Annotated in this window: 18 protein-coding genes and 5 pseudogenes; 7 read left to right on the forward strand and 16 right to left on the reverse strand. The window is 43.9% G+C overall.

Going from position 1 to position 22639, the window contains the following annotated elements; translation table 11 throughout:
- Positions 1-41: 41 nt before the first annotated feature.
- The 4 genes and pseudogenes from GLO7428_RS26320 to GLO7428_RS27085 all read right to left on the reverse strand — a co-directional run bounded on the left by GLO7428_RS26320 (position 42) and on the right by GLO7428_RS27085 (position 4959).
- The gene (locus GLO7428_RS26320) at positions 42-3020 is read right to left on the reverse strand and encodes a GAF domain-containing protein (RefSeq protein ID WP_015328534.1); all 2979 of its coding nucleotides are present in this window, start codon (positions 3018-3020) and stop codon (positions 42-44) included.
- Positions 3021-3237: 217 nt separating this feature from the next.
- Positions 3238-4203 (reverse strand): annotated as a pseudogene (locus GLO7428_RS27080) (transposase).
- Positions 4204-4281: 78 nt separating this feature from the next.
- Positions 4282-4398: pseudogene (locus tag GLO7428_RS29280) on the reverse strand (copper chaperone); the annotation flags it as partial.
- 207 nt (positions 4399-4605) lie between these two features.
- Positions 4606-4959 (reverse strand): four-helix bundle copper-binding protein, encoded by a 354-nt coding sequence (locus GLO7428_RS27085; protein ID WP_071882461.1) that lies wholly within the window; start codon positions 4957-4959, stop codon positions 4606-4608.
- A 341-nt stretch (positions 4960-5300) separates the two neighbouring features.
- On the opposite strand from GLO7428_RS27085, the gene GLO7428_RS24740 reads away from it, so the two are divergent.
- A complete protein-coding gene (locus GLO7428_RS24740; RefSeq protein WP_015328535.1) occupies positions 5301-6644 on the forward strand; it encodes an FAD-dependent oxidoreductase in 1344 nt (447 codons plus the stop codon).
- A gap of 27 nt (positions 6645-6671) precedes the next feature.
- Here the strand turns inward: GLO7428_RS24740 and GLO7428_RS24745 are convergent, their stop codons facing one another.
- The 3 genes from GLO7428_RS24745 to GLO7428_RS27090 form a co-directional block, all read right to left on the reverse strand.
- Positions 6672-7754: a potassium channel family protein gene (locus GLO7428_RS24745; RefSeq protein WP_015328536.1), complete on the reverse strand. Its 1083-nt coding sequence runs from the start codon at positions 7752-7754 to the stop codon at positions 6672-6674.
- A gap of 146 nt (positions 7755-7900) precedes the next feature.
- Complete coding sequence (locus GLO7428_RS24750) at positions 7901-8458, reverse strand: DUF305 domain-containing protein (protein ID WP_015328537.1); 558 nt, start codon at positions 8456-8458, stop codon at positions 7901-7903.
- 157 nt (positions 8459-8615) lie between these two features.
- Entirely contained in the window at positions 8616-8945 is a 330-nt protein-coding gene (locus GLO7428_RS27090) for a four-helix bundle copper-binding protein (RefSeq protein ID WP_015328538.1), read from the reverse strand.
- 301 nt (positions 8946-9246) lie between these two features.
- On the opposite strand from GLO7428_RS27090, the pseudogene GLO7428_RS24755 reads away from it, so the two are divergent.
- Positions 9247-9908 (forward strand): annotated as a pseudogene (locus GLO7428_RS24755) (DUF305 domain-containing protein).
- A 42-nt stretch (positions 9909-9950) separates the two neighbouring features.
- Here the strand turns inward: GLO7428_RS24755 and GLO7428_RS24760 are convergent.
- From GLO7428_RS24760 to GLO7428_RS29565, 3 genes are all read right to left on the reverse strand, one after another.
- Positions 9951-10256, reverse strand: a complete 306-nt coding sequence (locus tag GLO7428_RS24760; RefSeq protein ID WP_231295688.1) for a hypothetical protein — start codon at positions 10254-10256, stop codon at positions 9951-9953.
- A gap of 165 nt (positions 10257-10421) precedes the next feature.
- Positions 10422-10688, reverse strand: coding sequence for a DNA polymerase (locus GLO7428_RS29560; RefSeq protein WP_255348408.1), 267 nt, complete (start codon positions 10686-10688; stop codon positions 10422-10424).
- 62 nt (positions 10689-10750) lie between these two features.
- Positions 10751-11278 carry a DNA polymerase gene (locus GLO7428_RS29565; RefSeq protein ID WP_210404525.1) on the reverse strand — a complete coding sequence of 176 codons (528 nt, stop codon included), beginning with the start codon at positions 11276-11278 and terminating at the stop codon, positions 10751-10753.
- A 26-nt stretch (positions 11279-11304) separates the two neighbouring features.
- On the opposite strand from GLO7428_RS29565, the pseudogene GLO7428_RS24770 reads away from it, so the two are divergent.
- Positions 11305-12017, forward strand: a pseudogene (locus GLO7428_RS24770) (IS6 family transposase).
- Positions 12018-12345: 328 nt separating this feature from the next.
- Here the strand turns inward: GLO7428_RS24770 and GLO7428_RS29285 are convergent.
- Complete coding sequence (locus GLO7428_RS29285; RefSeq protein ID WP_210404510.1) at positions 12346-12777, reverse strand: transposase; 432 nt, start codon at positions 12775-12777, stop codon at positions 12346-12348.
- Between the two features lie 36 nt (positions 12778-12813).
- Positions 12814-13440: a transposase gene (locus tag GLO7428_RS29290; protein ID WP_210404511.1), complete on the reverse strand. Its 627-nt coding sequence runs from the start codon at positions 13438-13440 to the stop codon at positions 12814-12816.
- Between the two features lie 284 nt (positions 13441-13724).
- Here GLO7428_RS29290 and GLO7428_RS24780 point away from each other — a divergent pair, with 284 nt between their 5' ends.
- Together GLO7428_RS24780 and GLO7428_RS24785 are read left to right on the forward strand one after the other, a co-directional pair.
- Positions 13725-14225 carry a hypothetical protein gene (locus tag GLO7428_RS24780; protein ID WP_015328540.1) on the forward strand — a complete coding sequence of 167 codons (501 nt, stop codon included), beginning with the start codon at positions 13725-13727 and terminating at the stop codon, positions 14223-14225.
- A 166-nt stretch (positions 14226-14391) separates the two neighbouring features.
- Complete coding sequence (locus tag GLO7428_RS24785) at positions 14392-14883, forward strand: DUF411 domain-containing protein (protein ID WP_015328541.1); 492 nt, start codon at positions 14392-14394, stop codon at positions 14881-14883.
- A 192-nt stretch (positions 14884-15075) separates the two neighbouring features.
- Here GLO7428_RS24785 and GLO7428_RS27095 read toward each other — a convergent pair whose 3' ends face one another.
- A complete protein-coding gene (locus GLO7428_RS27095; RefSeq protein ID WP_015328542.1) occupies positions 15076-15432 on the reverse strand; it encodes a four-helix bundle copper-binding protein in 357 nt (118 codons plus the stop codon).
- A gap of 359 nt (positions 15433-15791) precedes the next feature.
- Between GLO7428_RS27095 and purT the strand changes: the two are divergent.
- Both purT and GLO7428_RS29860 read left to right on the forward strand, forming a co-directional pair.
- Positions 15792-16718 (forward strand): annotated as a pseudogene (gene purT, locus GLO7428_RS27545) (formate-dependent phosphoribosylglycinamide formyltransferase); the annotation flags it as partial.
- A gap of 400 nt (positions 16719-17118) precedes the next feature.
- Positions 17119-17268 (forward strand): hypothetical protein, encoded by a 150-nt coding sequence (locus GLO7428_RS29860; RefSeq protein WP_210404514.1) that lies wholly within the window; start codon positions 17119-17121, stop codon positions 17266-17268.
- 435 nt (positions 17269-17703) lie between these two features.
- Here GLO7428_RS29860 and lnt read toward each other — a convergent pair whose 3' ends face one another.
- The 3 genes from lnt to GLO7428_RS24815 all read right to left on the reverse strand — a co-directional run bounded on the left by lnt (position 17704) and on the right by GLO7428_RS24815 (position 22412).
- Positions 17704-19224, reverse strand: a complete 1521-nt coding sequence (lnt, locus tag GLO7428_RS24805; protein ID WP_015328543.1) for an apolipoprotein N-acyltransferase — start codon at positions 19222-19224, stop codon at positions 17704-17706.
- A gap of 600 nt (positions 19225-19824) precedes the next feature.
- Positions 19825-20388, reverse strand: a complete 564-nt coding sequence (locus GLO7428_RS27105; RefSeq protein ID WP_071882466.1) for a DUF305 domain-containing protein — start codon at positions 20386-20388, stop codon at positions 19825-19827.
- 500 nt (positions 20389-20888) lie between these two features.
- Complete coding sequence (locus GLO7428_RS24815) at positions 20889-22412, reverse strand: multicopper oxidase family protein (protein ID WP_015328546.1); 1524 nt, start codon at positions 22410-22412, stop codon at positions 20889-20891.
- Between the last annotated feature and the right edge of the window lie 227 nt (positions 22413-22639).

A 22639-nucleotide genomic window follows, 5' to 3' on the forward strand; every position in this document is an offset into this window, starting at 1 on the left:
ACATTTTTATTAATCAACCGAAATATTACTTTGCTGTCGCTTTAGCTTGGATGGGTAGGGGCTGTGATATGAACTTCAGTTCCTGTACCGATTTGGCTATTGATCTGCAATTGAGCATTCAGTAGGTCTGCCCGTTGCTGCATTCCCTTTAAGCCAAAGCCGTTGGTCGGCTGCTCTAGGTCAAACCCACACCCATCATCTTGAATACACAGCGATACTTTCTGTGTAGCATACGAGAGATTAATCTGAATCGTAGATGGGTCAGCATGACGAAGCGCGTTGTTTAGAGACTCTTGAACCATGCGAAATAGGTGCATTCCCACTTCTGGATTTAGCGGATAAGGAGTCCCTTCAACGTTAACTGAGATAGGGACATCAGTATTGCACCTCATCTGCTCAATCAGTTGATGGAGAGAGGATAATAAATCGCTGTAAGCCGCGTCTTCTTGCAGCAGCAGCGATACTGAACGGCGGGCTTCTGCCAATCCTTCTCGCGTGAGATTGCTGGCTCGTTTTAGGTGAACAATGACTTGTTCTGGGTCATCGATCAGGTTAAGAGTGGCTGCTTGCAGTTGCATGAGGATTCCGGCAAAGCTTTGAGCCAGCGTATCGTGAATTTCACGCGCCATGCGATTACGATCTTCAAGGATCGCCGCTTGTTTTGCCTCTTCTGCCAACCGTGTCAATTGAATTGCCAGCGTTACTTGTTGAGCTAGGGCATAGGTGAGTTCAATTTGTTGCTCAGTGAAGTGGCGATCGCTTGGAAGAAAGACGATCAGTGCCCCGATCGTTCTGTCACCCAGAATCAACGGCATATTGAGAAAACGGTTCACCCCACGCGATTGATACCAGGCTCCTGCATCTAACCCATACTCATGAGCAATTCGGCTATGAACTTCACTGCTGGCAATATCTTCAGTAATGAAGTACCTCCGGCGATGATGCGGACTGTCTTGCTGAATCATCTCCGGCGGAACCGGATAGCCAAACAAGCCAACATGACCCGATTGCTCTTCCGGCTTGAGGATCTTTTCTTGCCAGTAGGTCAGTCCAACGTAAGCAATGTTATCAGGTTTTGGATGATACCAGTATTCAGTGAGCGTTGCATCTAGTTGCTCTGCAATCACTTTAAGCACATGTCCTAAAAAGCGATTGAGGTCAGTCTCTGTTGCTAAGGCATCAACGGTTTGCTTGAGTGCATCATTCGCTTTTGCCAGTTCTGCGACGCGATCTTGCTCCGCTTGCAGGAGGGCCTGTTGTGCCAACCGCAGTTCGGTAATATCGAGTTGTGATGCCCAACCGCCGATCGCACAGCCATCTTTAATGATTGTGGTGATGTTGTTGAGGAAATAGCGTGGGTTGCCGTAACGATCGATTTCTTCTGTTTCAGCGTTACGAAGTTGATAGCGACTTTCGATCAAAGCTCTCATGAAAGACTGATTTTGCTGTGATGTGGAAACATCTATATCACTCAAACGCAGTCCAACAATGGATTCAGCGTCGTCAAAGCCATACATTGCTGCATAGGTGGCATTCCCTTCAGCAACACATAAGCTGCGATAGTACAAATCAATCTGTTCTTCAATCGGCAAATGCAACGGAATTGGTGGATCATATTCAACCCGAAAAATTCCTTCGCTGCTGATTTCAAATAAGGTGCGGTAGCGTTCTTCCGATTCAGAGAGACGATCGAGCGTTTGTTGTAATTCGGTGTTGAGGCGTTCGAGTTCTTGCGATCGGGCTTGCTCGGCTTCGAGTAAGGCTTGTTGTGTCTCTCGCAGTTCGGTGATATCAATCTGAGTACCCCAAGCATTCACCAAATAGCCATCCTGGATGGTATAAACTCCACTGTTGAGGAAGTAGCGTAGCCGTCCCTGCCGATCAATTTCCTCTGTTTCCAAGTTACGAAAGCGGTATCCACTTTCTATTGTGCCTCGAATAAAGAGCGCATTTTTCTCTGAACCTGGAGCATGTACATCGGAATTTTTCAAGCCAATTAACTCATTAGGATGGTCTACACCATACATGGCAGCAAAGGCAGGATTGGCTTTAACCACGTGAATGCTGTTATATAGCCATTCACATTGTTTCTCGATAGGTAAGGTGACTGGACAAGGCGGGTCAATCTCCATGTAGTGGAATCCTTCGCTGCTCAACTCAAATAGAGTCCGAAACCGTTCTTCGGATTCCGAGAGGTGATCGAGCGATTGCTGGAGTTGGATGTTGAGGCGTTCGAGTTCTTGCGATCGGGCTTGCTCGGCTTGCAACATTGCTTTTTGGGTGCGATCGCGTTGAATGGCACTGCCAATACAATTAGCAGCAATTTTCAAGACTGCCAGTTCTGCTAGAGTACGATGCTTTGCCTCACGGCAGTCGTCCAGTCCCAATACCCCCCACCATTTGCCCTCAACAAAGATCGGTACGAGGTAAAACGCTTTGACTCCGATCGCCGCTTGCTTGCCCCGAAAAGGTTCTGGCATTTGCTCAATCTGGCAGCTAACGGGTTGCCCTTGGCAAAACAAGTCATGCCAATCTCGAATTTCCTCATAGCATCCCTGCGACGTATTCAAATCAAAAATCTGGGCGATTGTATGGGGTGAGTTCCACTCATACAGCACCTTCCAACCAGGTAATTCTTTAGATGGAAGAGTAAAGTTCTCGATCACAGTCACGCGATCGGTTTCTAAACCTTCGCCAAGGGTTTGTAGAGCAGTCTTAACCGCCTCATCAAAGTTCTCGATCGTCAGTAGAGCGCTGGCAGCAATCGCTGTAATTTCTAACAGGCGATCGGGTTTCCACAATTCCGGATTGGCTTTCTCTAGCGCTTGAGTCTGTTGCTGAGTTGTCTTTTGTTGTTGATTGACGATCTCGATAGAAAATTCTGTCTCCTTCTGCTGACGTAACTGCTCATTCTCTTGCCGCAGTTGAGCGATCTCTTCTTGTAATTGTTGAACTTGTTGTTCTAGCTTTGTCGAAGGAACAGATTGAGATGCCGTCGTAGGAGAATCAGATGAGTTCATCGGCATTTCCTTAATGGATATGGAGTAGGACGGTAAACATCTGGTTGAATAGCTGCTGTAACTGTTTACTGTCCTAGTATATTTCAGCCGATCAAAGCCGCCTGCTTCCCCTTATCTTTGTTTAAGTTTGAGCAATTACAATGTTCTTCTACTTCCCCTACTACCAGAAGTATTGAATCCAGCCATAAAACAAACTTTACATTTGACCTTGCAAGACTCATACAAGGGTCTCAGGAAGCAGATCGTAGCTCCAATGCACGATCGAACCGTGACGACTCAATTCTAATTGCAAGTAGCGAAACTTATCCAGTAGTTGACGCCCATAGAACGCTGAGATTTCGATTAACTGCAAGATTAAATACGCAATGAGTACCATGTAAATCTGTATCGTCACCCCGTTCACGTTTTTCGTGATCAACTTGTTCAATTTCAGGTGCATCTTGAGAAACTTCCACAACACCTCAATCTGCCAGCGATATGTCGATACGTTTCACCAATCTCTTCATTGCTCGTCTCATCCACATTCGTCGCTAGGCGAAACTCGGTTTGGCTCTCCCGATCGCAAAACCAGACGACCCGATATCGATTGTGATCCAGTTCGGTCTTCATATTGTTCTTAATTCGCACAACAAATTGTGTTCCAGTTAAACTCAATTGGTCGAGGAACTCCCAACCTGCAAAGCCTCTATAATGCCGATGCCGCCTTCCGGTATCATTCCTGTCACGGACTCGGCAAATTTTGCATCGCGCCCCAGCCCTAAATGAATCAGACATTCACCCGGATTACCCTGCTCTAAGTTGATGCCATTGAGCAATTTAACTTGATGATAGCCTTGCATCCAAAACACTTTGCTGGTTAAGGTGATGACCGTTGAATCAATCGGAAACAGCATTTATGCGATCACTGGATTGCGTCGCTTGAGTTGCTGAATTAATTCGATATAAATCCGAAAAAAGTGCTGGTCTTGCCGATTTTTGCAAGCCTTAGAAACGTGGACACATTGACTGAAATACCCGTCCGATTTAGCCGATAAAACAAGTCCCTCATGCGGGTTAAACTGCGGTCGAGTACAAAGGTCAACCAGATTCCAAAGAATAAGCGCGAGTTCAATACAGGGTAGCCATGCGGGCGAAGTTGCTTCAGAATCGATTTGACAAGCGTTGGAAATGAGGTTACTGTCAAGCATCATTTTTTTCGTTGGGGACAGAATACTGCATCCTGCCTCTTTTTTTTCGTTGCTTAATCTTACTTTCAACACTTCTGGGTTTTAGGATCAGCTTGAACCATAGCATTGGGGTCGATCACCTTGATAGCTTTGGTAATCGTGTCGCCACAGGCAGAACAAGCCATGTTAGGAACTGTCAGTTGAAGAGCCATGAATCTAAACCTCTAAATGTGTAACTGCTTCTATCTTGGAGTCTCCAGTTCACGGGAGAGTCAAGGGGGGAAGTGGAAAAAATGATTGAGTCTACTCAACTCATGTTGAAACGAACAAACCCTGGGTCTATCGCTAGATAAACCAGGGCTGCGATCGGCTAAAAATGCAACGCTACAGCTGCGTAACCACGACTGAACGGTGCTACCTTATGCCATTGCAGTTGCCATTTGACGGCAAGACTCTGCACAACGACGACAGGATGCTGCACAGCGACGACAGTGGTTATGGTCATGCTTCTCGCACTCAGCGGCACAGCGTGCGCTCGCTTCAGCACAGACTTGACACAGCTGAGCGTGCAAATCAGAGTTGCGAGCCATAAACCGAGCGCAAATATCACAAGTATCGGCACAATCACGACAGAGCTTAATGTACTGCGCCATCATCTGCACCATGTCACCACTCAAACAAGCATCAGCACAGGTTTCACATTCACGTAAGCAATCCAGACAGTTTTGGATACAAGTTTCAAGCAGCGATTGATGGGACTGGGCGGTAGTCATAGTTTTTTACTTCTCGCTGGGATAATTGTAACAAGAAGCAAAAATTTGCATTCTCTTCAGTCCAACGTAAGAGATTGTGGAAGTAATTGCGTCTGACCGCTGATGTAAAAACTCCTTTAAAGAATTACCACTGTTGAAAGACAGTGATTTCATGTTGGTTTTATTTTTTTGTGCTTAGCTAACGGATAAGTAATAAAGAATACGAGATCTTTTGATGAACTCGCTAATCACATGAGATTTCCTTCATATCTCATCTTGTTATAGAACAGAACGGTAGAAAAAGATTGTAGAAAACAGATAGTTAAATGTCTTGCCCCTACAAATCATTTGGATCATTAATCATGAGTTTTGATTACGATTTGTTTGTGATCGGAGCAGGTCCCGGTGGGCTAGCCGCAGCGGAACGGGCTGCTCATTACGGCGCACGAGTAGCGATCGCCGAACGTGACCAGGTAGGAGGAACCTGTGTGGTGCATGGCTGTGTGCCTGAAAAGATGATGACCTATGCTGCCGGATTTTCTCATATTTTGCAAAACGCCGACGAATACGGATGGAATAAAGTACCGCGTCAGTTTGATTGGTCAAAATTTGCCCAAACGCGAGATGAAAATATTAATCACTTGAGTCAAGTTCACGTCCATCATCTGCAAACGGCAGGGGTTGAGTTGATGTATGGCGATGCCACATTCTTAAATCCGCATACCCTCAAGTTGGGCGATCACCAGATCACGGCAAACAAAGTTTTGATTGCTGTTGGTGCAAGAAGCGTTACACCCGATATACCGGGTATCAATGATGCAATTACGATGCGCGAATTGCTGGAGCTGAAGCAACAACCCGATCACCTAGCTATCATCGGCAGCAATCACATTGCCACTAAATTTGCTGGCATTATGAATGGGCTAGTTTGCAAGGTGACTCAGATTGTGGCAGAAGAGTATATCTTACCGAATTGCGATCTTGATCTGCGTACCACTGTGCAAACAGGAATGATCCGGCAAGGAATTCAGGTTCTCAATAACACTCATGTGAGCAGCATTGAACAGGTGCAAGAGGGCTTGCAATTAGAGTTTACTGGTACTGCTACAGATGCTATTACAGTCAATACTGTTGTCTATGCAACTGATCGCGTTGCCAATATCGATCGCTTGAACCTGGAAGCCGCAGGGGTTGAAGTTCAGCAAGGTGCGATCGTTATTAATGACTATGGCCGAACCACTCAGCCTCATATCTTCGCAGTGGGTGACTGTACGCCTCGTCCGCAATGGACTCCTGCCGCAATTGCTGCTGGTCGCGCCTTTGCTGATTTTGAATTTGGCAAGCAGCCCCATATAGTCAGTTTTGCAGGAATTCCCTATGTGGTTGCTACCATGCCCGAAGCTGCAACAATTGGTTTGACTGAAACACAGGCTAGAGAAAAGCTGGGTGAATCAGTGCGTTGTTACCGTAAGACGTTTCAACCTTTATTCAACTTAATTGGTGAAGCAGAACAGGAAGCCATGCTCAAGCTAGTGGTTGATAGCAATTCTGATCGCGTGTTGGGTGTTCACATGGTGGGTGAGTGTGCTGCCGAAGTCATTCAGATGTTGGCACCCGCGCTCAAGGCAGGCGTGACGAAACAACATTTTGATGAGTCATTGGGAATTCACCCTTCGGTGGGTGAAGAATTTTTCACTTTAAAGTGACAAGACTGAAGCGAGTTTGCAAGAGACTTACTCTCTCTCAACTGGAGCGATCTCACTCCACCTGTATGCCATGTACTCAGCAAAGCCAACAACATAAGGATTCCACTTTTGGCGCAAAGCAATGTATAAATCTGCGCCCGTTTCTAAATCAGGTGTTGTTTCTATGTTCGCAGCTTGCAGCCGCTCTACAGCACGGAAATACCACTCGCGCCACTCTTTCTCCGATTTATTCTGGTGGGCTGAATGTCCATCTGGAAGGAATGAATCGGACAATTGAAGCAGGGCATCCAAACCACCATCTTCTAACTCGGTAACTCCAGTAGAGTCTACTAACGCACGATATTTTTCTTGATTAAGCGCACTTTTGATTAATGTGGCTGTATCCACTGTGATTAGTGCAATCCGCGCTAGTGAGTAGTAGCTTTCCTGAAAGCGAAAATAGTGTAAAACCGGGTACGAGTGGTGAGACTCTAGCAACTCCAACAGGTTTCTGCCCATATCAGCAACTTCCTGACGGGCACCATTGAAATCTCCATTCGCTCCCAGCCGCGCCAGGAACTCGGCAGCATTTGCTTGACTGGCAGTACGGTGATGTAAGCTTAAGGCAAAAGTATTGCGTCGCGTTAAGGCACTATAGACTGACAGGAAGTAGGTGAGCGTTAGGGTAAAGGTCGAAAAACCAAGGGCTGCTTCTAATATCATGAGTAGCCGATAGGTTCCTGTTTTTGGCACAAGGTCGCCCGTACCTAGAGTGGTAAAGGTGTAGCCGCTGTAATAAAGTGCTGTAGCAAAATCTGTTGGCGTTGATCCCTGGCTAGCCTGGATACCAGAACCTAGGGCAGTCCAAACGATGAAGGCAAATCCGCCGATCAATAAGGTTGTCCATACAATGACAATTACTACTAGTAGGGTAGGACCACAGTAGGAGAGCAGGCGATCGCGATCGACCCAGGGACCGTATGAAGCTTGTCGAAATAGTTGCCATATTCCCTGATTGAGTAGCGTGCTCAACACTCCCCTACCACTGCGGGGATACAATACGGTTAAGAAAAGGTCTGTAAGAGCCAGGAGTATCAGTCCAACACCACCTGCGAGTACTAGCCAGTCCATGCTTCAACTTTTTCCTTTCCCAGGATTATAAGAATTTTTTACTTTAAAGTGACGAAACTAAAGCTACGAGTAATTTACTTGGCTGCTTCTGCCATCTGGCTCAATTGACGATACGCGCTAGGCATTCACAACGAAAACCTGCCTATTTACTGCACTGCTTCTCTAATCTGGCGCTCCATCTCGGGGGTTATCTCAAGCGAACGAGCGGGAAGCTCGACCTCCCCTCGTTCTCCGTTCTCCGCAATATCATCGAGGAGCAACTGCATCTCAGCTATTTCACGGACCTGCGACGCAATTATCTCATCCGCAAGCTCACGAACGCGCGGATCGCTAATGCTTGCCTTCCGCGCATTGTTAATGGCAATCGAATGGTGGGGAATCATCGCCTTCATGAAGTTGACATCTCCGATCAGCGCTTGGGTTCTATTCACGGAGAGCAGAATCACGCCGAGCGCGGTAGCTAAACCGAGAACTGCGATCTTGGTTCCTACTCCTCGATACATCGACCACATAAAGGAAAGCATCACAACGGTCATCACGCACCCCATCACCAATGAGGCGACCAGTCGATTTACACTAAACGTTGCGTGATCAAGTGTGTATATGAGCTGATACATCAAGAAGAACATGATGAACGTTGAGGTCGCGATCATCGCCGCGAATCGGTTCCAGCCCATTCCTGACATGTGTTTCTGTTGGTTCATATTGCTTCTCTACTATTTCAAAATAGTGCTTTCGCTCAAATCCTCCCGTCACTTCTATAGCCGACTTACATAAGCGCAGAAGTTGTAGAGGGAATTGGCAAGCTTATCAAGCAGGCTTGCCAACCTCCTGATACTTAAACTGTAAATTTCGGTCGAATTAACGCGATGTGGCAACACTAACCACCTTACGGTACTCCTCAACAGCCGATCGACAAGCCTTGGCACAGCTTTGGCAGTGTTCGTTATCGTGTTTTTCGCATTCACTGGCGCAGGCTTCGCAGATATCGATACAAGCTCGAACAACCTGAGGGATGAATTGAGATCCGCGACTCATGTAGCCAGCGATCGTCCAACACATTTGGGCACAATCGCGGCAGAGACGAGCGCATTCTGCCATGCTGCCCATACAGGCATCAGCGCAGTGTTCACACTCGTAAGCACAGTGAATGGCAGCATCAATACTGGTTTTATACTGCTGATGTGGCATTGTTAGATTCTCCTAGAAACGATAAAACTTCTTCTCATAGGAGTACGGTAGGAAGTTGTGTAGATATGGTACATCCAGCTTTTGAGGTAAAGATATTTTCTATAATTTCCGACCTTTGGACGGTAGGGATTTCATGTTGATTTTATTTTTTAGTGCATTTAGCACAAACTCGTCTTTGCTTGTATTGCTGCTTACCAGCTAAGATTTCATCCTGATTTTATTTTTGTTTGTCATCATTAACGTTCGTAAGAAGTTAATCTTTGACCCAAAAACCTGGAGGCTTGATTAGGTGGTTATGTTGATGAGAAAAACACTCGCCTCATTTCTGTTGGTCGGAATCGTGCCTTTAGTGTCATTTAGCCTAGCTGCTTGTAGTGGTACAGCCTCCGAACAAGCTGCTGAAAGTCGTCCTAGCAGCTCCACGATGGCTCAGATGGATCATGGCTCCATGATGAACATGGATTTGGGACCTGCCGATGAAAACTTTGATCTGCGCTTCATTGATGCCATAATTCTTCATCATCGAGGCGCAATTCAGATGGCGGAAGAAGCTCAGCAAAAAACGAGCCGCTCAGAAATTCAGCAGCTTGCCGCAAACATTATTGAATCGCAAAGTCCGAAGAAAATGAGTTGTTACGAGCATGGCGGCAAGCATGGTATCCGAACGCCAGTGCAGAGCCAGTAATGTATGATGCAGCCAGTCAATCGATGATGCCCATGACCGCATCGCATCAACAGAGCATGGCGATGCAGATGGATCTCGGAGAAGCGGACGAAGAGTTTGATTTGCGATTTATGAATGCCATGATTCCTCATCATGAGGGGGCAGTTGCAATGGCACAGGAAGCGTTAGAGAAGAGCGATCGCCCTGAAGTCAAAGAATTGGCTCAAAGCATCATCGATAGTCAGCAGCAAGAAATTGATCAGATGGTGCAGTGGCGGAAGGACTGGTACGGGCAGTAATACCGGAAAATACTTCTCGTCTTAATACATTGGGGAAGCCAATCATTCTTCCCCTTTTTCGCTAAATTTGCCTAAATATACGCTCTTCAATCCCATCGTCCCCTTCTTCGTTACTCCCCAGTAGCGCAGATAGCGGTAAGGTCCATAAGTCTTACCTGTCTTAGAATCTGGAATCATCTTCAGCTCAATATGCCCTCGCCCTCCGTGCTTCCCCAGCGGTGTGCCATCCTCACGAGTCTCCTGGTTCTTCTCCTCTGCCTCCTGTTGCCGTGACTCCAATAGCCCCTGAATCATTTCAGCCAGATCCCCTAACTTTTCATCACTCCAATCTTGGAGTTCCTGAATCAATCGCGCTGCTTTGCTCCGCTTTGGCATCTCCCACCCCTGATCCCGCAAAAATTGCTTAGGGAATACTTAGGGATCTTTAGCTTGTTTTTATTCCCTAAGTCTAGATTCACCCGTACTGCTTTTGCTTAGGGAAAACTTAACTCGTCATAAAGGCAGAACTATTCCCTAAGCCTCATCACCACCCCAACTAGCTGAAACTTTGATGTCTACGACTACCAAGATCGGATGCAGAAACTTCCGAGCTGCTGCAACCATGCCGCGATGTAAGAGATAACTGATGTGCTTCGCCTCAGCAACAGGACACTCCAGCAGGATCTCATCATGAACTGTGCAAATCAGCTTTGCTCCTGTCTCTGCCAGTACTTTGTTAAGTTTCACTAACGCTAACTTTGTGATATCAGCATTCAATCCCTGGACGGGATGGTTCAGCAACTCCGCTAGCCTGGGTTTATCCGCCCACCTGCGCCGACGTCCAGCTAGGGTACGGCTCTCCTTTATTCCTCGGAGTAACTACGCTTGATCGTCTCATGCCACTCTGCCACTCCGGCGTAGGCTTCAAAGAAGCGTTTTCGGAATGCTTTTGCCTGCTCTAGAGACAGAGTGACTCCATACTTTGTCTCAGCATAGCTCTGAAGTTTGGCGGCACCCATGCCGTAAATCAGCCCAAAATTGATGGCTTTGGCAAGCCGTCGATCTTCCTCGCTCACATCCGCGATCGCTTTCCCCGTCACCAGAGCTGCTGTCAGCCGATGCAGATCCTCACCTTTGCGGTATGCTCGTTGCATCCGGGCATCGCCACTTAATCGGGCAACAATTCGCAGCTCAATTTGAGAATAGTCGGCTCGCACTATTTGATAACCTGGTGCAGCTACAAAGCAGGTTCGGGCAGCCGCATCACGAGGAATGGTCTGCAAAGGTGGATTGCGACAAGAAAACTGACCTGACCTGGCTCCAAGCTGGTAGTACGTTGGGTGAATCCTTCCGGCTCTGTTGCAAAAAATGGTAGGCTGAAATGATTTAATGAGAGGAAATCCTTCTGCCTACGGTCATGAATCCAAAGCAACCGTTCAAGTGGCGGCACTATCAACCCGAAACTATTCTCCTGTACGTTGGTATCTTCAGTATCCGCTTTCATACCGCCACCTGGAACAAATGATGTAGGAGAGGGGGTTAAGCGTTGACCATTCAAAGGTATACCGATGGGTGCAGACTTATGGCTCCAGGACTCGAAAAACGCACTCGTCCACATCTGTGTTCTACTAATGATTCGTGGCAAGTGGATGAAACCTACGTTAAGGTCAAAGGTAAGTGGAAATATTTGTATCGGGCAGTCGATTCAGCTGGCAATACAATTGATTTTATGTTGAGTGCTAAAAGAGATAGACGTGCAGCAAAACGGTTTTTTCGCAAAGTACTTTCATCGGCTCACACGCACTCGCCACGAGTAATCAACGTCGATAAAAATGCAGCTTATCCTATTGCTATTAAAGAGTTGAAAGCAGGAGCGGAGCGAAACTACCTCAAGCTTGTGACTTACGACAAAACAAATATCTAAATAATCTAGTTGAACAAGACCATAGGTTTATCAAGAAATTAGTTAATCCAGGTCTTGGCTTCAAATCATTTCACACCGCCAGAAGAACGCTAATTGGTTACGAAACTATGAACTCTATTAGAAAAGGTCAGCTCGTAGGAGTGTCCAAGGGAGACATTTTAGGTCAAGTGAAATTTATCGCTCAAATCTTTGGAGTCGCTGTCTAAATCCAACTGCTTCATCCGAAGAGACCGTTCTCAAAAACTTTTTGCAGTCATGATGAGTTGTCAAGGGGTGGAGGAAAATTTCAGTATTGAGATTCTCCAAGCATTAATTAATGTGGTTAATCAGTGTGGAAAGATGAATTGAGAATGGCAACAAGCAGTCATTCGTGGTCACTACCGTAGCTGTGCCACACTTTTCTCATTCGTTCTCAAAGCCCTGCACCGCAAACAACACAACGTGGTTAGTTAAGCTACTCACAGCAAAAATCTACGGGGTTACAGGGAAAGCGAGCGGTTGAACAATCTCAAAAATCTCTTCTGGAAACTTTTGTCAGCTATTCTCTGCTGAAGATGAGGTAATAGGAGTCATGCGATAGGGTTTACCCTGACGGAAAGCTGAACGAATACGACCGATTAATTTACGGCTGACAGCAACAATTGCTTTCTTCTTCCCCGTTCGGGGAAAGAGTCGCTCGAAGTATTCTCTCAAATCCCGATCTTGTCTAATGGCTCTCCAAGCCGCTTCACATAAAACCCATCGAACCCGACTGTTTCCCTGTCGCGTGATGCAACCCCTTCGGATGTTGTCCCCACTCGACTGCTCGCAAGGAGTCAACCCCGTATAGCTAAATAATTGCCGCTCGTTGTGAAATTGGCTCATATCTCCTAACTCATTGGATAGGATTCTCGCTCCGAGAGGACCTATCCCTGGAGCAGAACGGTAAATTTTCTCGTTGGGATCTGAGTATGCCTGCCGCTCCAATTCCTTGTCTAGCTTTTTAATCTGGGCTTCGATAGCTTACCACACTTGCCAATCAGTTTCAATTGCTAAGCTCAATTCTAACGAAGGACAGCATTTGAGCAATTCCTGCACTAACTTGTGGCTCATTTTACGGCGGTCATCTGCTGCAATCAATCCCATTTGATGACACTTCATCCGAATTTGATTTTTGAGCGCTGTCCGCTCCTTGATTAGTTGTTGTCGGGTACGGCTAAGCAGTCTTTGAGTTTCTTCTTTCTCGCTCGGAACTCTGATTCCTTTTAGGCGTCCCGCCTCTAGTAAACTAGCTAATTTTAGAGCATCTCGCTTATCCGTCTTCACTCGGTTATGGACGGTAGTTTCTATACTAGCTGCATTGACTACCAAGTTTTTAATACCAGCTTCTTCCAGTTTCCGATGTAAGACAAATCCTGAAAATCCTGCTTCATAAACACTATACAGGTTAGCTTCTGGGAAATAACTCTTGAGTTGTCTTGCCAGTTGGTCGGGTATAGCCGTAGTCTGCCATTTCTTTACTACGATTCCTTCTACTACACTCACTATTGAGTCTACTACACTCACTATTGAGTAGGTTCGTTTATGTACATCAATCCCGATGAAAACATTCTTTCCCGTGTATGAAGGCTTCTTTGATGAGCTATTCATAGCAATCTCCTTCTTAGACTACTACTTGAATTGTCTTAAATTCTGATGAAGGATTCTACTAGTTGCTTACAACTCATCATAGAGACAGCACAACCTAATTCTTTCCTAAATGCCCCAGCACCGCATCTTATTAGGGAAAGGCGAGCACTTGGGTACACAAAGGTAGCATTCAAGTGCAGAGTAAGTTGGGCAGTGGTAGTACCTTCGTTATTCACTTGCCACTCACAACAACCAAAGGAACACTTCGCACAACCTAATATCTATATATAAAAACGATAACTGCAATGAAACCTAGTCGTCGTATGTCAAATTATTCTTCAAGCATCGGTCGTGCTTTTCTTTGGGTAAAATTACCTGAATGGAATGTCGCTATATTCTCCTTTCTGCTGAATTTCGTTTGGGAGATTCAGCAAATGCCGTTTTTTCAGATTCCATTAGATTTTTCTTGCTCAGATATAATCAGGAATTGTACTCTTGCAACTATAGGAGATGTTGGAATTTCAACCACTGCTTTCTGGATGGTTGCAGTAATATCAAAGTCTCGCCAATGGGTGAATCAGTCAAGTAGGTTGCAGATAAGTGTCTTTGTTCTGGTAGGCGTTGCAATCACGATTAGTTTTGAAGCTTTGGCTACTGGACCACTTAATCTGTGGGAATATGCTGCTCTTATGCCAAAGCTTCCATTGTTGGGTACAGGACTGTTACCACTATTTCAGTGGTTACTAATACCGCCCCTAATTGTTTGGTTCGTCCAACGCCAACTTTTTTATACTAGGCATAAATGACTGAGACAATCGTAGAGAAAGATCGCAAACGTTGGTTCAACGTGGTTTGTTACTCGTTAACAGTAAGATTTTACAAGTTCGCAACCAAATACTGTATTTGACATTTTTTGACGCAACAAGCATTTACGATCAAACAGCAATTGTTCTACCTGTAGGAAATAAACGAATGCAATTAGTAAATGCCATTGTTCTGTTATCAGTTTTTATCTCATCGCTGTCTTCACCTGTAATTGCAAGTGAGAGCGTTTGGCATAGAGAAACTGAGTCCTATTCAGGAATATTAAACATTACCGTGTATCGTAGCCCCTCCTGTAGCTGCTGTGGCGGATGGATGGAGCATTTGAAAAGGCACGGCTTCCAAGTCAAGGATATTAAAGCAATCGATATGGAAGCTATCAAGCAGAAGTACAACTTACCCAAGGAATTGACATCCTGCCATACAGCATTGATTGACGGGTATGTGATTGAAGGACACGTGCCAGCCGACGATATTAAACGTCTCTTGAAAGAAAAGCCGCAGTTAACTGGCTTATCTGTTCCCCAAATGCCTGTAGGAACACCTGGTATGGAAGTAGGAAACAAGAAAGAGCCATTTGCTGTGATTTCCTTCAAGAAAAACGGCGAATTTAAGGTATTCAAGGAGTATCGGTCATACTAAATCTAGATTCACACGAACAATGCTTGTAAAGCTTGTAAAGAATGTATTGGAATCTTGCAGATGGTAGGCTACACTCATGCCGATTTTCGCGCCAGACGCAAACCATTAATGATCGCCAGTAATTCACTGACTACTGTACTGAGCGCAGGTTTCTATCAATAATATCAGTACAATAGTCAGTCCGCATACTATTTATGCTGCCATGGCAGTTGCCATTTTGCGGCAGGATTCAGCACAGCGACGACAAGATTCAGCACATTGCTTGCAGTGGTCGTGGTCGTGCTTCTCGCACTCTGCAGCGCAGCGATCGCAGGCTTCGGCGCAGATGCTGCACATCTGACCGTGAATATCTGAATTGCGAGCCATAAAACGAGCACAGAGGTCGCAAGTGTCAGCACAATCACGGCAGCGTTTGATACATGCAGCCATCATCTGCACCATATCGCTGTCTAAGCAAGCATTAGCACAGTTTTCGCACTCGCGTAAACAATCAAGACAAGCTTGAATGCAAGTTTCCAACAAAGAATCGTGAGATTGAGTTGTGGTCATTGTTTAACTCCTAAAGTGAGAAACATAATCTAAGGCGGTAGTATGCCTTTGGCGGTAGTATGCCTTTTCCAATTTCACGTTAGAAGTTAACGCGGGCGATCGCGTCTCTCTAATGGTATGCGAGCAATTTCTTGCTTTAGAAATATAAGAATTTCATCTAAATTTCATTCTTATATGCTTTATACACAATCTAACTGATACAAACTAAACTCGTGAGATACTCGTTGCAACTTCATTTTTCTACGAAGAACCTAAATGCAATAGTAAGCAATGTTAGTAAAAGCAAGAAGAAAAGAAAATTTTAAATAATGAATATAAAATCTCCAAATAAAGATTGAAATAGCAAGAGCATGATTTAAACTGAAAAATTACTTGAGTTTGAACAACACGGAATCACTGTTATACCAACGGCTAAAGCAACTAACTTTACAATGAATCGTAAGCACATGCGCGAACTAGCACATACTCAACTGGAATCCGGACTGCTAAATATGCTTATGCAGCGAGTTTAGAGGAAATAGTGACGGCTTCTCAAAATATTAGTTTTCCAAATGTAATTAAACCAATTATGTCTTCATCAGGAAAAGGGCAATCTGTTGTTCATATTCTGATGAGGTGAAAACTGCTTGAAATTATGCTATTCATAATTCTAGAGGAGATAGTCAAAAAACTATCGTTGAAGAATTTATTCAATTTAAACTGAAATAACTCTCTTAACCATTAAGCAGTGGAATGCACCAACATTTTTTTATTCTGCAATTGGATCCATCAAGAAAATGGAAACTATCAGGAGTCTTGGTAATCCGCTAACATTTCAAATAAATTATTAATAGAAGCACAAGCGATCATTCAAAAAGTTACTGATGTTTTGAGTGGTGCAGGATTTTTTTGGAGTAGAGTTTTTTGTTACTAAAAATGAATTTATATTTTCAAAACTTTCACATCTACCTCACGATATAGGTATGGTGATATTGATTTCACAAAATCTGAATGAATTTGAATTACACCTGTAGGCTGTTTTAGGATTACCCATACCGCAAATTGAGTTATTCGCACCTTCAGCCAGTGCAGTTATTTTAGCTCATAAATAGGCTGACGAGTCCCCTATATTAGTGCAACGGAGGCTTTAGCAGAAAAAGACAAAAAGACATCAAATTGCGATTATTTGGCAAGCCAGATACACGTCCTGGACGACAAATGGGAGTAGCTTTAGCTAAGGGTAACAATGTAGAGGAGGCAAGAGAAAAAGCACTACACAAGCTGCTAGCAAAATCAAAGTTGTTTAAAAATATGTTTCCCGCATTTCTACCATCTCAAGTACAGTTACTTAAGGAAAATGCAGCAATTGCTTTAGCTAAAAGTATTCAACGTAAGTTGATTTGAACTCCGCTAAGCAAATAGGCGATCACTACAGCTTATGTGTGTCAAGGTACAGGTAAACTAATTTTACTATTGCATGGATTTGACAGTTCAGTTCTAGAATTTCGCTATTTTCTACTATTACTAGCCAAATTTGGTCAAACATGGGCGGTTGATTGACTCAGATTTGGTTTTACTGAAAGAATAACAGAAATTATCTATAGTCCGGACTCAATTAAAGCCCATCATTATAGCTTTTGGAAGCTGATCAATCAGCCATTAATTGGTTGGTACTTCGATGGAGGTGCAACGGCAATCGATTTTGCGTTGAATTATCCGCAAGCGGTAGAGAAGTTAGTTTTGATTAATAGTGTAGGCTTTAGTGGTGATTTTCCACTTGGTAAGTTTTTCTTTCCGCCTTTTCATTATGTAGCAGTAGAGTATTGGCAACGTAGTGGAGTTATCTTAGTAAATTAGATTCTGTAGAAGCGATAAGTTGTGCTTTACTGCACTTAGATATGCCTAATTGGTATGAGGCAATGCTCGATTTTATGAAAAGTAACAGCTATAATAATTTAGCAGATAAGACTCATAAAATTACTCAACCAACGTTCATTTTGTGGGGTGATCGCAACGATACTTTGGGTATAAATGATACAACGAAGTTTCATTAGGCAATCGCAGATTCTCAACTTGTTTGGTTGAAAAATTGCGGTCATGTTCCACAAATAAAACAACCAAAAGTTTTAGTTAGTTATATTTAAAAGTTTTTAAACTAAGAATAACTATAAAGGCACACAGTACACAAAGAGTTTATATTAAATCTGGTCAATCGCTCGTAATATAAAGTAGCTAATAACTCAGCAACACAATTCCCAGTTACCAATTATCGATTCCCTGCAATGTACCTATTTATTTAGCCAGACTTGATATTGATTTAGAGATTACGGCTAATCCTAGTAGTAAGGGTGTGAGCCAATCCCCCCAACGGACGTATAAAGTTTGCGTAATACGTCGGTAGACTGTTTCTGCGTGTAACTCGTAAGTGTTTAAGCCGGATATCCACAATGTTCTACCGTGCGGATCGATAATACCTGAGTAACCTGTGTTTGTTGCGCGTACTGCCCAACGATCTGTTTCTATTGCTCGCATGGTATCTTGAGCATGGTGTTGTGCTGGCATTGAAGGGCTGTAATGTGCGTTATTCGCAGCGCTGAGGATAAATTGTCCACCTGCTGCAGCTTGATAACGTAACTGTTCAGGAAACGCGGAACTGTAACAAATTGCAGTGATCGCACGTCCAAAAGGTGTGTCAAATACTTGATCTGGCAAACCTGGTACTAGCTTGGCTTCTAATGGAGATAATCGTTGAATTAATCCTCCTAAAACTTGCTCAAACGGAATATATTCACCAATTGGTACTAATTTAACTTTGTCGTAGCGACTGAATTCGCCCTTTTCAGTAAGAGTAAATATGCTGTTGGTGTAACTTTGTCCTTGTTCGCCAAATGTACCAATCCAAGCGGTGACACCTTTTTCTTGTACAGCAGAGTAGAAAGAGGTACGCAGCACCTCACTCCACATAAAAGGTAAAGCCCCTTCGGGTGTCAGAACTGCCTCAACTCCTCGCTCGACTAATGTAATATATCCTTCAGTGTAATCGGCGAGCGCCCGTCGCAATCCTTCAGGATAAAGTTTGATTGTATTGGGAATATTACCTTGAATAATTCCTACTCTTAAAGCAGTCTCTGGTGGTTGTATTAATGGGCGACTATATAAACTAAACCCAATAAGATGTAATATAACAAAAAGTATGCAGCTTCTGGCAAAGACCTTTATTGCAGCCCTCTGATCCTTGACCACTGACCCCTCATATTTCATCCATGCTTCAGCTAGTAAGCCATTAACTGCAACAATTGCGGCTGTGACTGTGAGAGAACCGGAAATTTGTCCTAGATGGAGAATAACTAAGTTATGAGGACTCTGAGTGTAGGAAAGTGAAGTCCAATATAAAGGACCTAAACTCCATAAACTTTCTAAACCACACCACAATGCAACGCCAACAAGAGTGCGGCTGAAAGTTCCTACACTTTGACTCAGAACAGTCATACAAACTGCCCAAATTGTTACTAAGACTGCACCCCAAAGTGTAATAGCAGCCCAGCAAAATAGTGCGATCGCAATACTCGCAAGCCACGGTACTCCCATCCACATCATAGGGTGAACACCAGTAATCCAAGACAAAGCAACACCGTGATAGCCAATTCCCCACAGTGTAGCTGAGAGTAATTTAGTTTTTCGTTGTGCGGGAGATGCTACTAATACCCATAAAGGTACTAATGCGATCCATGCTAAAAACCATGCTTCAACAGGGGCAACAGTTAGCCCCATTAGCATACCGCTAGCTAAAGCAAGAAAACCAGAGGCAAGCATTGCCCACCTCTGATGATACTGTTTACCCAATCTCGTTTTCACAATTGGCATTCTGCTGGAATGAGATTTTACGAAGTAAATACTGTTACTTACTGTTATTATTAAGTGTTCTAATAAACTGGCTAAACAAAAAAACTAACGCAAGTTAAAAATGAATTACTTACCTATTAATTGCTAGTTACAGCAGTTGCAGTCTTAAGGTTTGCTATAGTACCACTATTTGAGTATATTGCTTTAGCACTTGTACTTGAAGTCATAGTCAAGGAATAACTAAAGTATCACTAGAGTAAAATATTAATCGAAGTGGTGGAATAGCACTTGTCTAATTCTGGGGTGTAAAATTCTACCCGTAAACGGTTGATGACCCACACTCAATCCTAGTTCTTATGTTTTCTACATCTCAATAGATGAGCGATTAACAGAAGTATCAGCGGATGCAACGGAAATATATTGGGGCAAAAAGCGCTGCCACTCATAGGCGAAGTCTTTCCAAGGATAGGGACGGTTAGACTCCATTGAAATAGTGTTTAACTCTTCAAAGTGCATACATCACTAGCCCGACAGCGTTTTTGCAACATAACTCCAGGCTAAAAGATACAATTATCGGCGAGGTGCTCCTGGATCGAGTAATCCAGGTTCAGGATCAACAGATGCCGAACCAGCAGCAGCAGCACCATTGTATTCAACACCATAAACATTCAGAAGCATATTTTGTAGCTGATTAATCTCACTTACTTGTGCAGTAACAACATCTGCGGCAAGATCTACAAATTGGTGATGGTAAGCACGGTCAATAATTTCTCCTGCAAACTCGATAGCACCCCAATGATGTGACGCTAATGTCTTCATAAAGACAATTTCAAATTGCCTGCCATTTAATGATGCAAGTTCGTTGACTACGTTCGTAGCAAATTTATTAGCTGTCGGCGCATAGCTAACGCCATACCAATTAAAAAGCCACGATCGCATAGTTTGTATCTCTTGTTGCTGAGTTGAAATTACCTGTTCGCAGAGAGACTTTAGTTGCGGACGACTGACTTTCTGTACGCAAACTTGTGCCATTTGGACTGCAAAATTATGACCGTCAATTAAATCTCGTAGAAGACGAATCTCTAATATTGTTAGCCTATTTCTTGGTGCAGGCGCGTCTGATTTAACAGGCATTCTTGTAGTAACAAGTGTACCAATTATTAGTGTTAAAGCTAGAGCTAGCTGAGAGGTAATTTTTACAGTCCAACGCTTGTGCATATTTTTTGTCTTATTGATTTTAGTATGCATTGAGAAAATAAAACTTATTGATTAAGAGAAAGTTCAATAAGCTTTTACTGGTATGTAAAGATAAGTATTGATTGCTTAATCAATATCAATCTCTGCATACATTGACTAAACTTCAAGACCTGCTATTGATAGTATATTTAAATCTCTAAAGACAAACTCAGATTAAAGTCTTGACAAGAGTAATACATCTTTCAAATGGAGTAAAAGTGATTTATTACTAATTAGGTAAAAGGATTTCATTCTAATTTCATCTTTATATGCAGAGAAGAGCTACATTTCTCTGCATACAATCAATATCTTGGTGTATAAGTTCTGTTGGTGTTAGCTTGAGCTTTGGCTCAATCTGGGTAAAATAAGCCAGTAAGGCAAGGCGATCGCCAGAAAAATCAACTACGAATCTCTAAATTCCCCATCATTCCCAAGTCTTCGTGGTCGAGAATATGGCAGTGGTACACAGTTTTACCTGCAAAATCGCGGAAAGGAATGCGAATTCGGACAGTTTCACCGCCCTGCACTAGAACTGTATCTTTCCAAGCTTGATAAGGCTCAGGTTGACCATTGCGAGAAATGACTTGAAATGGATTGATATGGAGATGAAAAGGGTGATCCATGCGGTCTGGGTCAACATTTACTAATTCCCATTCCTCAGTTGTGCCCAATTGCACTTCAGTATCAATTCGCTTAGGATCGTAAGCTTTACCATTGAAGAGAAATGTCATACCTCTACCCATTCCCATTGCCATTGAGAGTTCAATTCGACGGGTGAGTACAGGCTTTGGTAAAGAATCAACACTAATTAACTTTTGCGGTAGTGGCACAGAAGTAACGGAATCGTGATAGGTAAGAGTTGCTAAAGGTTGTGGAGCTTGGGATTGAGTTCCCATATCATGACGCATTCCACGCCCCATCATCTCACTCATACCTTGCCCCATCATGCTCATACCGCCTCGGTTATAAGGCAAATTAAGCAAGCGGTATTGTCCTGGTTGGCGTTGGCGAAGCCTTTCCGAAGGAGAATCGCCTTTGACGAGTACTTCCGCCCGTTCTCCAGGAGATAACAGTAAATCGGCGACTTCGACTGGCTCGCTTAGAGCACCGCCATCTGTGGCGATTAAATAGAGAGGATGATTTTCAAGTGCTAATCGATAAAAGCGGGATGGGGAAGCATTAAGGAGGCGCAAGCGTAGCAATCCACCAGAAGCAATTTTTAGACTAGGATTGACTTGCCCGTTTACCGTCACGAGTTGTCCCTCACGTCCCATCATCATTGCCATAGGATTCGGGGTAATGATGCGACCATTGGTGTCAAGGTCAAAATCCTGCAAAACAAGGAACTCTTCTTGTGCTGCTTGTATTTCTGGAATCTCATCTAGTTCCCCGCGTACAATAAAAAGACCTGCAAGTCCGCCGAACACTTGCTCTGCCACTGAGCCGTGGAGGTGGGGATGATACCAGAAAGTACCTGCCGGATGGTCACGAGGCAGGAAAAATTCATAAGTCAGGCGCTCTTGTGATGGAATATTGAGGAAAACGTTGTCAGCATTCCCCTGCGGTGTAACGTGCAATCCATGGTAGTGCAAGTTTGTAGGTTGCGAAAGTTTGTTGGTAAGGTGAATGCGGATAGTATCTCCTGGCTTGACCTCCAGTCGCGGACCTGGAACTTGTCCGTTGTAGCTTAAAAGATAAGCTTGTCGATTACCTAATTGAACCGGACGATAACTCGCGTCCAGATCGAGTTCAAGCAAACCATCCTTACTTTTGTGCAGTTGTGGGAGCGCGTTCGCGTAACGTTCCGTAGAAATCGCCGATTGCAGCGGATTTTGATTTCGTTGATTTACCCAACGACTAACAAGAATTGCTCCTACAGTGGCAGCACTGAGCGTAAAAAATTGACGACGATGAATTTTCATATGTGACTCCTGTTTATAGCCAACTTTGTAGCGGTTTTGAGTAATTAGGCTATCTCAGTCAATATTTTAAAGACTCTATTTAGCTGGAGAGTCAAGAAGTAAGTAAAAATACGGTATTGACATTATATATTTGACTTCTAGCTATTCTACTTGAAGTAACAAATCAAGTGTGGCAGAAATTGTTGATACGCCTTCGTAATGAAAAATCAGTACTTTTGAGTTCTCTA

Origin of the sequence: Gloeocapsa sp. PCC 7428, from assembly GCF_000317555.1 — a bacterium.
Taxonomy (GTDB): Bacteria; Cyanobacteriota; Cyanobacteriia; order Cyanobacteriales; family Chroococcidiopsidaceae; genus Chroogloeocystis.

Coding starts and splice junctions, on each gene's coding strand:
- GLO7428_RS26320 (WP_015328534.1), bottom strand. CDS start 3,020: ATGAACTCATCTGATTCTCCTACGACGGCATCTCAATCTGTTCCTTCG.
- GLO7428_RS24785 (WP_015328541.1), top strand. CDS start 14,392: ATGCAATTAGTAAATGCCATTGTTCTGTTATCAGTTTTTATCTCATCG.
- lnt (WP_015328543.1), bottom strand. CDS start 19,224: ATGCTTGCCTCTGGTTTTCTTGCTTTAGCTAGCGGTATGCTAATGGGG.
- GLO7428_RS24780 (WP_015328540.1), top strand. CDS start 13,725: ATGAAACCTAGTCGTCGTATGTCAAATTATTCTTCAAGCATCGGTCGT.
- GLO7428_RS27095 (WP_015328542.1), bottom strand. CDS start 15,432: ATGACCACAACTCAATCTCACGATTCTTTGTTGGAAACTTGCATTCAA.
- GLO7428_RS27105 (WP_071882466.1), bottom strand. CDS start 20,388: ATGCCTGTTAAATCAGACGCGCCTGCACCAAGAAATAGGCTAACAATA.
- GLO7428_RS24815 (WP_015328546.1), bottom strand. CDS start 22,412: ATGAAAATTCATCGTCGTCAATTTTTTACGCTCAGTGCTGCCACTGTA.
- GLO7428_RS24745 (WP_015328536.1), bottom strand. CDS start 7,754: ATGGACTGGCTAGTACTCGCAGGTGGTGTTGGACTGATACTCCTGGCT.
- GLO7428_RS24740 (WP_015328535.1), top strand. CDS start 5,301: ATGAGTTTTGATTACGATTTGTTTGTGATCGGAGCAGGTCCCGGTGGG.
- GLO7428_RS27090 (WP_015328538.1), bottom strand. CDS start 8,945: ATGCCACATCAGCAGTATAAAACCAGTATTGATGCTGCCATTCACTGT.
- GLO7428_RS27085 (WP_071882461.1), bottom strand. CDS start 4,959: ATGACTACCGCCCAGTCCCATCAATCGCTGCTTGAAACTTGTATCCAA.
- GLO7428_RS24750 (WP_015328537.1), bottom strand. CDS start 8,458: ATGAACCAACAGAAACACATGTCAGGAATGGGCTGGAACCGATTCGCG.
- GLO7428_RS29290 (WP_210404511.1), bottom strand. CDS start 13,440: ATGAATAGCTCATCAAAGAAGCCTTCATACACGGGAAAGAATGTTTTC.